The 14,116-nt window shown below is 66.7% G+C and carries 9 protein-coding genes and 2 pseudogenes; 5 read left to right on the top strand and 6 right to left on the bottom strand.

Annotated features, from left to right (window positions below; all coding sequences use genetic code 11):
- Positions 1 to 619: 619 nt before the first annotated feature.
- Positions 620 to 1,174 carry a hemerythrin domain-containing protein gene (locus ACM6LU_RS37115; protein WP_414942540.1) on the top strand — a complete coding sequence of 185 codons (555 nt, stop codon included), beginning with the start codon at positions 620 to 622 and terminating at the stop codon, positions 1,172 to 1,174.
- 403 nt (positions 1,175 to 1,577) lie between these two features.
- Here ACM6LU_RS37115 and ACM6LU_RS37110 read toward each other — a convergent pair whose 3' ends face one another.
- Positions 1,578 to 1,832 carry a hypothetical protein gene (locus tag ACM6LU_RS37110; protein WP_414942564.1) on the bottom strand — a complete coding sequence of 85 codons (255 nt, stop codon included), beginning with the start codon at positions 1,830 to 1,832 and terminating at the stop codon, positions 1,578 to 1,580.
- Here ACM6LU_RS37110 and ACM6LU_RS37105 point away from each other — a divergent pair.
- Positions 1,807 to 3,294 (top strand): annotated as a pseudogene (locus ACM6LU_RS37105) (carboxylesterase/lipase family protein); the annotation flags it as partial. The gene ACM6LU_RS37110 and the pseudogene ACM6LU_RS37105 overlap by 26 nt on opposite strands.
- An 89-nt stretch (positions 3,295 to 3,383) precedes the next feature.
- Here the strand turns inward: ACM6LU_RS37105 and ACM6LU_RS37100 are convergent.
- Together ACM6LU_RS37100 and ACM6LU_RS37095 are read right to left on the bottom strand one after the other, a co-directional pair.
- Positions 3,384 to 3,984 (bottom strand): annotated as a pseudogene (locus ACM6LU_RS37100) (alpha/beta fold hydrolase); the annotation flags it as partial.
- 559 nt (positions 3,985 to 4,543) lie between these two features.
- Positions 4,544 to 6,628 (bottom strand): hypothetical protein, encoded by a 2,085-nt coding sequence (locus ACM6LU_RS37095; protein WP_414942539.1) that lies wholly within the window; start codon positions 6,626 to 6,628, stop codon positions 4,544 to 4,546.
- A gap of 413 nt (positions 6,629 to 7,041) precedes the next feature.
- Here ACM6LU_RS37095 and ACM6LU_RS37090 point away from each other — a divergent pair, with 413 nt between their 5' ends.
- Entirely contained in the window at positions 7,042 to 7,320 is a 279-nt protein-coding gene (locus ACM6LU_RS37090; RefSeq protein WP_414942538.1) for a hypothetical protein, read from the top strand.
- 308 nt (positions 7,321 to 7,628) lie between these two features.
- Here ACM6LU_RS37090 and ACM6LU_RS37085 read toward each other — a convergent pair whose 3' ends face one another.
- A complete protein-coding gene (locus ACM6LU_RS37085; RefSeq protein WP_414942537.1) occupies positions 7,629 to 7,814 on the bottom strand; it encodes a hypothetical protein in 186 nt (61 codons plus the stop codon).
- 432 nt (positions 7,815 to 8,246) lie between these two features.
- On the opposite strand from ACM6LU_RS37085, the gene ACM6LU_RS37080 reads away from it, so the two are divergent.
- Positions 8,247 to 10,226 (top strand): amino acid transporter, encoded by a 1,980-nt coding sequence (locus ACM6LU_RS37080; RefSeq protein WP_414942536.1) that lies wholly within the window; start codon positions 8,247 to 8,249, stop codon positions 10,224 to 10,226.
- A 123-nt stretch (positions 10,227 to 10,349) separates the two neighbouring features.
- Here the strand turns inward: ACM6LU_RS37080 and ACM6LU_RS37075 are convergent, their stop codons facing one another.
- A complete protein-coding gene (locus ACM6LU_RS37075; RefSeq protein ID WP_414942535.1) occupies positions 10,350 to 10,637 on the bottom strand; it encodes a hypothetical protein in 288 nt (95 codons plus the stop codon).
- A gap of 54 nt (positions 10,638 to 10,691) precedes the next feature.
- Between ACM6LU_RS37075 and ACM6LU_RS37070 the strand changes: the two genes are divergently transcribed.
- On the top strand, positions 10,692 to 11,423 hold the full coding sequence (locus ACM6LU_RS37070) for a MerR family transcriptional regulator (RefSeq protein ID WP_414942534.1): 732 nt from the start codon (positions 10,692 to 10,694) through the stop codon (positions 11,421 to 11,423).
- Between the two features lie 785 nt (positions 11,424 to 12,208).
- Here the strand turns inward: ACM6LU_RS37070 and ACM6LU_RS37065 are convergent.
- A complete protein-coding gene (locus ACM6LU_RS37065) occupies positions 12,209 to 14,047 on the bottom strand; it encodes a M48 family metalloprotease (RefSeq protein WP_414942533.1) in 1,839 nt (612 codons plus the stop codon).
- Between the last annotated feature and the right edge of the window lie 69 nt (positions 14,048 to 14,116).

Genomic DNA, 14,116 nt, shown 5'->3' with positions numbered 1-14,116 from the left:
CCAGCGCCCCGAGTGAATGCTCCGGCCTGAAGCCGGAAACTTCACTGTAACCACGTGAATTGGGCGGGACCAGATGCTCGGTGATGCGAAAAAAGATGATGCGATACCTCTTTGGTTGTTGCGGCTGCCATCGTCGTTGGCTGGCCATCTCCGCGGATACGAAGCTGCTTCCCGGTATCTCGGGCGTTTTATGAATTTTCAACGGAACTATGATGGGAAATACGAAGCAGGTTGTCATCACGGTCGGCGGTCACGACGGCGTCGTTGAAGATTGCTCTCGTGGACAGGCCGGTCACCCTGGATGAGGGTGCCGGACAGGCATGGGTCAGCACAGCGAGGGCGCGTCGGGGCGGGAGGCGTCGAGAAGGCTGCCCAGATACCTCTGAAGGGTGCTGTCATTCGGGACAGGTGAGGGCCTGCCGACCCGCTGTTGGACCATCCGGCTCGGCCGCCGCACACGATTCCAACGACGACGCGAACTGGCCCTCCGTCTTCGCCGGAAGTAGCCCAGTTCTGTGGCAGCGTCGCGGCGGTGCCTTGATCTACCGTAGCGGCGAGAAGTGTCGGCCGCATGGCGAGTCGTGTTGCCCTGTGGGCGTTGTGCGGGAATCATCAGGAGATGACTGCTGTGAAGATCCCGCGTCCCGTCGCCGGTGATGTCGTAGACCTGATTTTGGATGATCACCGGTTGTTCGAGCAGCTCCTACGTGATCTGCGGGACGCGACTGCGGACCGTGGTGCTGCCCGGGCTGCGCTGTCGGCGGCGTTGATCGCGCACGGTGAGGCTGAGGAGGACGAGGTCTACCCGGCGCTGCGACGTAAGGACGCGATCGACAAGCACGAGCAGGAACATGGTGAGGAAGAGCACGCCGAGGGCAACCGGGCACTGCTGGACTTGCTGGAATGTAAGGGGACCGATACGCAGAAGTTCGACGACGCGGTCGAGAAGCTCGCCGAGGCGCTGATGCATCACATCGGCGAGGAAGAGCAGACGATTCTCAACCCGGCACGCACCGACGTGAGTGAGAAGGTGCGGCAGGATCTGGGAACGACCTGGGCCACACGCCGCAACGCGTTGCTCGACCAGGACTGCGGTTCCCTCGACTTCGTCAAGAAGGTCGTGGCCCAAGCCGAGAAGAAGGGTCTGTTGTCAGCTGAGGGCGAGAAGGGCTAGGCCGCCGATCGCCGGACACCACAGCACCTGTTCGACCACGTGAAGGCCAGCGGTCGAGGACGAGTTGGTCCGGTCCAGCGCCGCCGCGGCACTCGGGCGGACTACCCACGTGAAGACGCTCCGCTGCTGCCCCGAGGCCCTGCGCGACCCCAGGCCACGCGTCCGGGCCAACGGCGACTGCTCTGGGCCGAACCGCCCCCAGACAGCCTGCGCTCCCTCCTCGCCGACAGTCCGGACGACCCCCACCCGGCCGTCCGGTCAGCCGCCGCCGTGGCACAAGCGGCCTGATCTCGCCCTCGCGAGGAAATGCCACGGATTTGAGACTGATCATGGGTGACAAAGCCGTGAGACAGCCGAGAACGCCCGGGCTACCCAAGATCGACATATCGCGAACGGTGAGGCCCTATGACCACGGCGGCGGCCATTTCTTGGTGGGTTCGAACGAGAGGCCTGTTCGTGTGTCTTCGGGACGCGGGCATTCCAGTAGCTGGGACGTTTCGGAAATCGCGGCGTCGTGGGCGACCTGCCCGCCGAGCCAGGCGATTGCCAGGTCGATGTGCTGACTGCGGGGTGCGCGACGTTGTGCAGTGTCATGGTCGCGGTGTGGGCGTTCGAAATCAACTGATTGGTTGATGCCAAGCTGCGTCTGGATGGCCACTGTGGACTGCATGAGGCGATATCTGGGGGCCCTGTTCGTTGTCCTGGGACTCGTGGTTGGAACAGCACCTGCGGTGGCGGCGCCGGGCGGTGTGGTGCGAATCGAGTCCGGGTCGGTGCGGGGTGAGGTGACCGGTGGTCTCCGGATTCATCGAGGTGTGCCCTACGCGGCCCCGCCGGTCGGTGAGTTGCGCTGGCACGCGCCGGTCGCACCGGGGCGGTGGGATGGTGTGCGTGACGCGACCCGACCGGCCGATCGCTGTCCGCAAGCCGCGTTGCCCAACAGGCCGGCCAGTAACACCGAGGACTGCCTGTACCTGAATGTGGTGGCGAAGAAGCGCGTGTGGAGGGCGCCGGTGCTGGTGTGGGTGCACGGCGGTGGACTGGTGTCCGGTGCCGGTGGCGATTACGATCCGTCCCGGCTCGCGGAACGTGGCGATCTGGTCGTCGTGACGGTGAACTACCGGCTGGGGAACCTCGGGTTCCTGGGGTTCCCCGGTCTCGCCGATGGTGGTGCGTTCGGCCTCGAAGATCAGCAGGCCGCGTTGCGGTGGGTCCAGCGCAACATCGCCGCCTTCGGTGGCGACCCGGGGAACGTGACGGTCGCGGGTGAGTCGGGCGGCGCCCATTCGGTCTGTGGCCTGCTCGCGTCCCCAGGGTCGGCCGGGCTGTTTCAGCGAGCCATCGGACAGAGCACACCGTGCGTATCGGATGCCTTCGCCGGCGCGGGTGTCCGGCCGTTGCTCGACGTGCCGTACTTCGTGCCGCCGGAGTGGCAGCAGGGACATGGGCAGAACCTGGCGACCCGATTCGGCTGTACGACACTGGACTGCCTCAGGCAGGTGTCGGTGGCGGATCTGCTGGCCGCGCCGGTCCTGCCCCTGCCGGCCTATGGCAACGCCGTGCTTCCGGAGGATCCCGCAGTCGCCGTGCCCGCCGGACGTTTTCAGCACGTGCCGTTCTTGACCGGCGTCACCAGGGACGAAGGAACCCTGTTTTCGCCCTCGATGTTCCCAGGGCTCACCGAGGCGGGTTACCGCAAGGCGTTGGACACCCATTTCGGTGACAAGGCCGCGGCGGTGGCCGCCGAGTACCCCGTCGCCGCGCACGGCACGGCGGCACAGGCCATCGGTGCGGTCATGAGTGATCTGGACTGGGCCTGGGCCCAGCAGGCGAGTGAACGACGGTTCTCGGCAACGGTGCCGGTCTACGCCTATGAATTCCTGGACCGCACGGCACCGCCGATTCTCGAGTTCCCGTTGGGTGTCCAGCCGCTGGCCGGACACGCGTCCGAGCTGAAGTACCTGTTCGAGTTTCCGTATGACGATCGCCCGTTGACGGCGGCTCAACGAAGACTGGGGGACCGGATGATCGACTACTGGTCACGGTTCGCTTCGGCAGGCGACCCGAACAGGCACGGGCTCCCGCCGTGGCATCCCGTGACCGCGGCCACTCACTACGTACAGGGTCTGGACTTGTCCAGGATCGGCAAGGTCGACCGGGCGAAACTGCATAACTTCGAATTGTGGGACCGGCTCGTGGCGCGGAACTACAGCGTCACCGTCGCGCCCTCCCAGGTACTCCACGCGACGGCGGCCGGCCCGTGCACCCCGGGGTCGGGGTCGGCGAGCAGCTTCGCGTACAACTCGACAGGATCGCCGTCGAGCCCGGCGATCGGCGCCGTGAATTTCTCCCACAGGTCCGGGAAGACGTGCGCCGCGCCGCGCCGGTAGTACCAGTCCACTTCGGATGAACGCAGCGTGAAGACTCCGCGCAGCACCAGCTCCGGGTACTTCTCGGCGTACGCCAACGCCAGCGTCGACCCCCAGGACCCACCGAACACCTGCCACCGCGAGATGCCCGGCGACTCCCGCAGGTGTTCGATGTCGTCGACGAGATGCCAGGTCGTGTTCAACGAAAGATCGCCCGACGCCGAAGCGTGCGGCAGCGACCGCCCGCACCCACGCTGGTCGAACAGGACGATCCGATAGGCGGACGGGTCGAACAGCCGACGGTGAGCAGCCGCCGCCGGGGCCGCCGTGCAGGAACACCGCCGGCTTGCCGTCGGGGTTTCCGCATTCTTCCCAGTACACGAGGTTGCCGTCACCGGTGTCCAGGTGGCCAGAGGCGTGGGGCTCGATCTCCGGATACATGAACCTATCGTCGGACACATGGCGCAGTTCTTGGAAGAGACGTCGACCACGGAGGCGTTCGCCCGGAGCCCGAACCCGACCACTACCGGCCCGCCGCCGGCTCGCCTGTCCATGGGCGCGCCGCGCGGTCATCGTACGCAAGCTCCCGCGACTTCAAGACACCAGCTCGCGCACCATCGTCGACTGTGACTGAGCGCCCGAGTTCGTCAGTCGAGCACGAGAGTTGACCGCTGCCGCTGGCCCGATGACGAACGGCTCGACGATGCACGCTCTGCGGTATGAGAGTGCGTTGGACGCGTTATTTGAGGGCAGGGGTGGCGTCGGATGAGGGGGTGTATGAAAACAGGGACACTCGACTTCCCTGTTTCCACACACCCTTCCGGATCCGGTGGTCACTGGGACTGTCGTGCGGGACTGTGTGGATTTTCAGTCATCAAACGCCCCGAAGTCCGCACGGTGAGGGACCGGACAACGGCGCTGCGCTCGAACACGCCACCTTCGCCTGACTCGCGGTTGTATTCGACCTCTTGAATTCTGTGCAAGGGCGGGACATCCGGTGTCAGCGGAGCCGGTAGGCGTGGATGATGCTCTGGGTCGTGGTGTTCCCGTCGGCGTCGGCGGCTTTCGCACGCAGGGAGACGGATCCGGTCGCTGGGTGGCTGAGTTCGGCGTTGTACCGGCCGTCCTGCCCGCTCACCTTCGCGGGCTGCCAGTTGACGCCGCCGTCGTAGGACGCTTCGACCTGCAGGCCGGTGATCGCGGCGGGACCGTCCTGCCGGGACACGGTCACCGGGACGGTGAAGGTGCCGCCGCCCGGGGCGGTGTTGGCCAGATCCACTGCCGGGGTGTAACGCACCTCCAGCAGCGGCAGCGCTCGGGTCGGTCCCTGGACGTGCCCGCTGCGGAAGGTCCATTCGGCGGAGACCTTGGTGGACAACGGCGCCCAGGGTTCGTCGCGCTCCGCCTCGGTGGTCAGCCGGTAACCGGCCTCCTCGGTAGGCGCCACGAACACCGCGCGCCCGGGGGTCGCCTGACTACCGAAAAGCTTGCCTTCACGGTAGAGCGCGGTGCTGCCGCGGTCACCGGGCGCGTCCAGGTCCGCGGTTGCAGTGTGCCCGGCACCGTCGGAAAACAACGGGATGCTGATGTTGATCTCCTGCGCGGTGCGTGCAGCCCAGGGACTGTCGGCCGGATAGGCGCGCTTGCCACGGAAGCCGGGGCCGGTGACCGCGCCGTTCCAGGCCAGCCGGTAGCTTTTGCCCGCCGCGAAGAGTTCCTCACCGCGCAGGTCACCGCCGACGCTCGGAGTTTGGCTCACCAGGATGTTGAGGAAGGCCCACGTGCCCGGGGTGTAGTACTCCTGGCGTTCCGCCTGCACCAGCCCCGGTGTTCCATAGCCCAGCCGGGACATTCCCAGGCGCACCCCTGCCACCCGGTGGATCGCGTGCACCTGGGACGGGGACTCCGCCGAGTAGCCGTGAAACGCCATGGTCACCGCCGCGAGTTCGGACTTGCGCACCGAGTGCTCGAGTTGTGCCGGGACCCGCCCGGTGGCCGGAAAGGACAGTTCGTAGGCGTCCCGGATTTCCGGGCGGGCGATCATGGCCGCGGTGCCGTCACCGGTCCGGGCCAGCGCGGCGAACCGCTCGGCGTTCGCGCCGGCGATCTGGACAGTCGGCAGTGCCAGTGCCCCGGCGGCCTTGGAGCCAGTGAGTTTGCTGGACAGTTCCGCGGCGGCCGCCGCGGCCGCGATTCGGCTGCCCGGCTGCCCGGCAAGCTCCGTGCCCTGGCGCGCCGCGCCGGTAGTGGACAGCCATGCGGCCACCATCGCGCCACCATGGTCGCGCACCGTGGTGACTCGCTCGGCCAGTGTCTCCGGGGTGGTGTCCCAGGGCAGTTCGAGTACCACCAGCCGGTCGCGCACCTCGACTCCGGCCAAGTCTTGCGGGCGACCCGCGCCGCCGAACGCCAGTGCGGGCGTCCGCGACCCCACCGGCAGGGGTGCGCCGATCGTCGCGGTGAGGACCGGGAAGCGCTTCGGCTGTTCGCCGAACAGTTCCAGCCGTGGTTGTTCCAGGCGGTGGCTGGCGCCGAAGTAGAAGGCGGCCGACGAGGTGCCCGGCAGGGTGCCGGCGAACATCTCCTGGAAACGCTGATCGAACGGGAACACCATCGACTGCGTCTGGTCGGCGCCCAGGCGCACTCCCATCTCGACCGCCGAACTGCCCCCGGTCACCTCCGGCTGGTCGACGTTCGCGGTGACCTTCGCGGCCTGGCGGGTGTCCAGGGTGACGGTGGTGTTGCGCGTCAGGTTGAGCTCCGGGTGGGCCATCGCGGCCATCGAGGGGTCCAGCCCGGGGCGCGGGGTGATCAGGCTGCCCACCAGCGCGTAACGGTCAGCGGGCAGCCGCAGGGTGCTCCCGGCGGGCACGTCGCTTTCACGGCCGCCCCCGCTGAGGCTGATCACGTCGAACGTCGCGCGAGAGTTCGCGGTCGCCACGGCGCCGTTGCGGTCGATCATGCGCAGCGTCAGCTGGTAGACCGGTGCCGCCACCGCCTGTACGCCCGATACCGCCAGCAGCCCCGACACCAGCGCCGTACTCAGTAGAGCAGTTCGCCGGAAATGCTTGCTTGCTCGATTCATCAATTGCCTCTCGCTCGATGAGTGGACCAGGTACCTCGTATCCGCTCGCGGGCGAATACGAGTTCACGCGGTCTCGGCACCTCGAGTTCTCGCCACCGGCCGCGGGTCCTGGGGCTGATCACCCCGACACCCTCATCACCCACCACGAACTCGCTTACCGGCGGACCGTCGAGAGCCAGATGACGTCCGCTATTCAGCAGATCGGGAAGTTCCGCGAACCCGGAACCGAGTCGTCGCATGCCAACCAGCGCCTGTTTTGGTGCCAACCATCATCTGTCGTTCGAGGCGATCACCAGGTCGCACACGTCCGCGATGCCAACTATCACCTGTCGTCAGTGCAAGCTGCCAGGAACTGTTCGGCACCGAATATCCCTCGACCGAACTGAGGTTCGATAGAATGCATACTGCGGGTTGTGCCTGCTCAGCCCGTGCCCAGCTCGTCGGACGACGGCTATCCATTCCGTCCGCCGCGCGGCATGCGCGGTGTCTCCACGGTCACCCCCTCGACATCACGGGTCGCAATCAGAGCTGGAGCCACGCTGTATCTGCCGATCGCTACCTGCGAACTCTGCTATCGGCTCCAGTTGCCGGGCGCGGCCGCCTTCTGCGACGATCTGATCAAGGACTCGCCCACCTACGCGGACCTCTATCAGGAGTCCTTCACCTGGCAACCCGGCACGGCGGGGAAGTAGCCACGTGAATCCGGTTGCGTTCGCCGCTGGGGTGGAGGCACGTCGGACAGCCTCCGCGTCATCGTGAAAGTCCGGCTGCCATGCGCACCCACCGCGTCCGCGACCTCGGCCCCGTCCGGTGGTCCTGTTCTGTTCGGGAATCTCCCTCACTCGTCCATGACGAGCCCTTCACCCGAGCGGGTACCTGGCCTCAGCTGACAGCAGGTGACCGTCATCCGCGCCGACTGGCCAGGTGGCGGACCCCGGGTTCGCAACCGACTCGTGAAGCCGTTGTCGTGAGACGGAAGTGCCGTCTGGTGTCGATGTCTTCAGTGGCCGGTCAGATCCATTGTGAACAGCAGCAGCCCGAAGAACAGCTGGAGTGCGGCGATGCAGACGCCTGCGATGACAAGGCCGTCCAGTCGATACCGGCGGTCCGTCAGCATCGATATCGCTCCGGCGGCCACGGCCAGTGCCGAGACCACCTCGCCATAGGGGAGCAGCCAGCCGAGCAAGCTGAGTACGAGACAGACAGGACCGAGTAGTCCTTTGACTCCGGGGCGGTCGCCGGCTGGCAGTCGTCGAGTCACAGTGCCCGGAATCCCTTCAGCTCGTCCGGCACACACGCTACCTCGAACTCGGTCGGCCGGTGTCCATTCAGCGAGCAGCCCGGTGGATGGCTGGCTTACCGTCAAAGCGGAGTTCGTGGTCGCAAGGTGGTTGCGCTGGTACGGCTGACGACCTTGCGGGACCGTGGTCACCGCCTCCTGGCCGCCGTCACTACAAACGGAACGTCTGCTTGTCGCGCGACATTGATGTTTTCTTTACGGCCGGCTCGGTGATTTTTGGCGCCGGATCGTTAGTGTCCGCGTCGGTGCGCGGCCGTCACGTCGAGGTGGAGATGGCGGGGCAGGTGCGGCCCACGGGAATCTGGGGAGGACAGGGGTATGACCGAAGAAGCCGAATCCGCTGTTCCGGAGCGGGTGGACAGCCCGGTCCGGCAGGCGGCGCCGACGGGCAAGGTCGGCCGGTGGCTGATGGAGCACCGGGTTCAGCCGGTCGGGCCGGAGAGCCATGAGGAGCACGCCACGCCGCAGTCGTGGTGGAAGGTCATGTGTCTCACCGGCGTGGACTACTTCTCCACGTTGTCGTATCTTCCCGGGATCGCGGCGCTGGCGGCGGGCGCGCTGTCGCCGCTGGCGACGTTGCTGATCGTGGCGCTGACGTTGCTGGGCATGCTGCCGATGTACCGGCGGGTGGCGAAGGAGAGCCCGCACGGTCAGGGTTCGGTCGCGATGCTGGAGAATCTGTTGCCGTTCTGGCGCGGCAAGATTTTCGTCTTGGTGTTGCTGGGTTTCGTCGCGACGTCGTGGATCATCACCATCACGCTGTCGTCGGCGGACGCCACCGTGCACGCGTTGGAGAACCCGATCGCGCCGTCGTTCCTGCACGGGCACGAGGTACTGATCACGGTGGTCCTGCTGCTCATTCTGGGCGGGGTGTTCCTGCTCGGGTTCAGTGAGGCGGTCGGTGTCGCGATCCCGCTGGTGGCGATCTTCTTGATCCTGAACGCGGTGGTCGTGGTCGCCGGGGTCGGCGAGGTGCTCGCCGATCCCGCCGCGTTCGACCGCTGGGTGGACGCGCTCACCTCCGGGGGAGGCGGCTTCGGTGGGGTCATCGGCCCGGCGATCCTGGCGTTCCCGTTGCTGGTGCTCGGTTTGTCCGGTTTCGAGACCGGTGTGAGCATGATGCCGCTGGTGGCGGCGAAGGGTGAGAACGCCGAGCAGCGGCTGGCGAACCGGATCCGCAACACGCGCAAACTGCTGACCGCCGCCGCGCTGATCATGTCGGTGTACTTGATCGCGACCAGTTTCGTCACCACGGTCTTGATCCCGGCCGATGCGTTCAAACCGGGTGGTGAGGCGAACGGCCGCGCGCTGGCGTACCTGGCGCACGAATTGCTGGGCGAATGGGTCGGCACCGCGTATGACATCAGCAGCATCCTGATCCTGTGGTTCGCCGGGGCGTCGGCGATGGCAGGGTTGATCAACATCGTGCCGCGGTACCTGCCCGCCTACGGGATGGCCCCGGACTGGGCCCGTGCCGTGCGTCCGGTGGTGCTGGTCTACACCGCGATCTGCGTCCTGGTGACGATCATCTTCAACGCCGACGTCAACGCCCAGGCCGGGGCCTATGCCACCGGGATCCTCGCGATGATGGTGTCCGCGTCGATCGCGGTGGCCATCTCCGCGGCGAAGAAGCGGCAGCGCAAGGCCGCGATCGCGTTTGCCGTGCTGAGCTTGATCCTGATCTATGCCTTGGTGGAGAACGTCATCGAGAAGCCCGACGGCCTCACCATCTCCGCGTTCTTCATCCTCGGGATCATCGTCGTGTCGCTGGTCTCGCGGGTCACGCGCACCACGGAGCTGCGGGTGGAGCACATCAAGTTCGACGAGCCCGCGCGCCGGTTCGTCACCGAGTCGATCGCCCACGACGGCGCGCTCACCATCATCGCGAACCGGCGCCAGGCCGGGGACGCCGAGGAATACCGGGCGAAGGAGGCCGAGCAGCGCGGTCTGAATCCGGTGCCGGGTGCCGCTGACGTCCTGTTCCTCGAAATCGACGTGATCGACCCGTCCGGGTTCAGTGACGTGCTGAAGGTCCGCGGGTTCGAGATCGAGGGTTTCCGTGTCCTGCGCGTGGAAAGCCCCGCCGCACCGAACGCCATCGCGGCTGTCCTGCTCGCGCTGCGCGACGCCACCGGCGTGCGGCCGCAGTGCCATTTCGAGTGGAGCGAGGGCAACCCGCTCGGGCATCTGTTCCGCTACCTGATCCTCGGCCGCGGCGACACCGCCCCAGTGGTCCGCGAGATCATCCGCACCAGCGAACGCGATCCGGCGCTCCGCCCCGGAATCCACGTCGGCTAGCTGCCATTCCGATGTCACGGGCGCCTGGATCGCCTGCTTTCGCGGGGCGATCGTCGATACCGGGAACCGATGGTCCGGGCTTCGAGTACTGCGTCGGGGCCCGGGGGGTGCTGGATGGGCTCGTCAATCCCGCTGCTCGCGGGTCGGAGTCTGGAGTAGCCGGTTCAGTTCCCGGTCGGCCTCGTCGTATCCAGCGTCCGCGATGCGCTGCAGTTCACGCAGGTCCCCTGCCGCGACCGCGTGGTGGGTGAGCAAGTGTCCGGCGCGCATGCATCCCTCGTCCAGCAACCCGCTGAGTTCCTCGATGTCCTTGCGAGCGTCGGCGAGGTCGGCCAGCCGGTCCAGGGCGACTTGGTTGCCCTCGTCGGCCAGTGCTCGCAGTGTCTCCTGATCGAGGTTCGCATTCACCATGACGACATCCTGCAACCTTGCCCTTGGGGCAAGGTCAAGTGCGATCATGGTCAGGTGATCACCATCGGACGGCTCGCCAAGTATGTCGGGGTGTCGATCAAGACGATTCGCGTCTACCACGAGAAGGGACTGCTGCCCGAACCGGTCCGCGACGCCTCCGGGTACCGGCGGTACGATGCCGGTCATGCGATCGACCTGATCAAGATCCGGACACTGGCCGAGGCCGGGGTCCCCTTGGCCCGCATCCGTGACCTCCGGTCAGCCAGCGACGGCGAGTTCCGGCAAGCCCTTCGGCAGATCGACACGGACCTCTCTGCACGTATCCGTGGCTTGCAGGCGTCCCAAGAGCGTCTTCGGCAGTTCGCTGACGGACGTCTGCTTGCGATACCGGGCGAGGTCAGAAGCCATCTCGAGGAGTTACCTCGCTGGGGGTTCAGCGAAAGATGGGTGACGCTTCAGACCGACTTGTGGATCCTCGTGTTCACCGTGCACCCCGTTACGTCGGTCGCCCTGTTCCGCGACCAGGCACAGATCCTGGCTGACCCGGCGTTGCGCCAGATGTTTCTCGATTACGACCGCGCGTACGATCTCGATCCTCGGGACCGTCGTATCGATGACCTTGCCCGCCGGATCGTCGCCGCTACCCATGCGCGATACGGAACTGATGACTTGCCTGGACACGACATCGACACCGAGGTCCCAGCACTGATCCAGGGTGCCGTCAACGCCTCGTCGCCGACATGGCGTCGGCTCGATACCCTGATCCGCGAACAGTTACGGTCCTGACGCGGGCGGGCTTTGAGTACCACACTGCGGAGGTCCGCGGCTGATTCGAGAAAGGCTTCAGCCCGAAAACTGCCCGCCATGCCAGGCTGTTCACCTTCTTGAGCCGAGGGCGTGATTCTTGCGCCCCGCGAGGCAGTCTCGCCGCATTGACAATCGACGGCTGCTAGTGTCGCGTGATCCTGCAGGTCTTACCCGTGATCAGACGGCGATCTCCGGAGATCGCCGTCCAATCACGCGTAACCGCCGTCTGATCACGCGAGATCGCCGTCCGAGGAACGAAACCCAACATCAAGCAAGCAGGATCACGCGACACTAGTGCATTTGCCGACTTGTGGCGTCGAGGGCTTCGTCGACGGTGTGGTAGAGCCGGAGCACGACGTCGAGGCCGGTGACTTCGATAGGGCGGATCACGGGTCTGTTGGAGTCCACGGCGAGACGAAGGGGTTTTCGGTGTCTCTCCGCGTATTCGTGAGAGGTCATCGAGCACTTCATAACAACAGCAACCCCGCAAACCTATGCGGTCACAGCACTAGCTGACGACGACTCGAAGGTGCTCTCGGTCCTGGAGGGAGGAATTCCTCGTCCTGGACGCAGTGCCGAAGGTGACGTTCGTCATGCGCGATTTCAGGCTGAGATCGTCGAGCTGTGCCAGCGCGGGGATCGCTCGATCGGTCAGGTCGTGAAGGACTTCGACCTGACCGAGACCGCCGTGTGGCAGTGGATCGCGCGGGCCGCGGGGGTCCGCACGGACGGGCTGAGCACTGACGAGCGGGGATCTGCGCGGCTCAAGTAAGAACATTGCCTAGGTGCATGACGATCGTGGTGGTGCCCGCCGCCGTGACGAGTGCGAGTGCTGGTCGGTGCCAGGTGTGGGTGCGGAGCCATCGGCTGGGGAGCAGGGTGATGGGCAGTGCGAGGCAGAGAATCGCCAGGGTGGTTAGGGACATGGTCGAGATGAGGTAGGGGATGAGGTCGTGCTGGGGGTCTCGTGTCAGGAGGCATCCAGTGATGGTGAGGAGAGCGGCCAGCGGGGCCGCGGCGAGTGAGTTCGCGAGCCCGATGCGGCCGTGGAGTGCGGCGAGGGTGAGCACGCATGCCGTTGCCGCGCTGACGGCGACCCACCAGTCGAGCCGGTCCAGGGCGAGCGGGTCGGTGTGATTGACGTTGACGGGCAGCGCCCAGCGTCCGGCGAGTGCCGCTGCCGTAGCGGCGAAACTGACCGCGAGCAGTGAGAGCCGTTGGCGGTTCCAGTACCAGGCGAGCCCGGCGACGACGATCAAGCCGATCGCGGCCGGTTCTTGCCACGCCGCGGTCATGCCCGCGAGCGCTATCCCGTAGAACCAGTTCTTGGCGGCGGTGATCAGGGTGCCCGAGGTCATCCCGATCCACCAGGCGCCGGTGAACAACGCGGTGTTGAGTACAGCGGCGAGGAACCAGATCCGGCGTGGCGGGGGGACGGTGCCGGAGTGGGCGGCCCAGAGTGCGGCGAGGGCGAGGCTCAGGCAGGCGGCTCCGGCCATGGCGAGTGAGACCGCGACGAGTTGTGGCCAGTCGCCGAAGGGGCTCAGGTCGGTGGTGCCGGTGCGGGAGAAGTCGGTCAGGAAGCCCAAGGCCACACCTAGCGGCAGGCTGAGGGTGACACCGGCCAGGGTGAGAGCGGAGCGCTGGGGGGTTCGCCAGAGCGCGGTGCCCCAGCCCGCCGCGGTCAGCGCACCGGCCAGCAAGCACGACAGCGGTACCGCGTAGGTCTGGGAATCCTCTCCCGTGCCGAGGAGCGTGGGGAGCGCCACCAGGGTCGCCGTCTGGGCGGCCATCGCGGCGAGCGCACCGTAGATGACACCGTCGAGCACCCGGGTCTGCCCGGGAAGATCGCCTGCGTCGAGCACGGCGATGCGCCGCGCGGGTGGAGGATGGATGGCCCTGGCCCGGTGCCACCAAGGCATCCGCCTGGTGGTGGTGCGGCTGAGCAACGCGCGCAGCGGTGCCGACGGGATCCCGTGGACAGCGCGGAGGTCGGCTTCGTGCTCGCGTGAACGCAGCACGCTGGTGGAGACCAGCGCGGTCAGCGTGAGCACCAGGGCCGCGCGAGCGGCGTATTCGGCCCAGAACGGTGCCCACAGCGTGTGCGGGGACGCCGTGTCACCGCTCAGCAATACCCGGATCTCGGTGGTGACCATGGGCAGCAGGAGGACGGGCGGTAGCGCCCACCACACACCTCGGGTGAGCCACACCAGGCCGACATCGCCTGCCGCGACATGGGCGCTTTCGTGCCGCACGATCGCCTCGGCCTGCTCAGCGGGCGCGGTCACGATTCCGGGTGGGAGCACCATCCGGGTCCGGCGCAGGAAACGGATGGTGAACGCCTCCCGCAACGCCAGCGAGCCGAAGACGACCTGCGGGGGTGCCGCGCGGCGGTGCATCGAGCGCACCGCTCGCTCCGCGCGTTCCTGCCACACCTGCGACGCGGCCCTGACCGGACCCGCGCGGCGAAAAAGCCGCCACGGCAACAACTGCGTCAGCGCGAGACCGAGCAGAAGAACCAGGACCGCACCGCTGAGCGATATCAGTCCCCTGCGTCGTTCGGCGGGTGCCAGGCACTGCAGGAATTGCTGTGACTTCTCCACGCTTTGGGCTGGTGTGTCTCCGGCAGTGACTGGAGGTGTCGCCGCCCGGCAAGCCAGGAAGGCATCCCT

It is taken from the genome of Amycolatopsis sp. cmx-11-51, assembly GCF_047608665.1.
GTDB lineage: Bacteria > Actinomycetota > Actinomycetes > Mycobacteriales > Pseudonocardiaceae > Amycolatopsis.
This window is presented reverse-complemented; position numbering and strand designations above follow the sequence as displayed.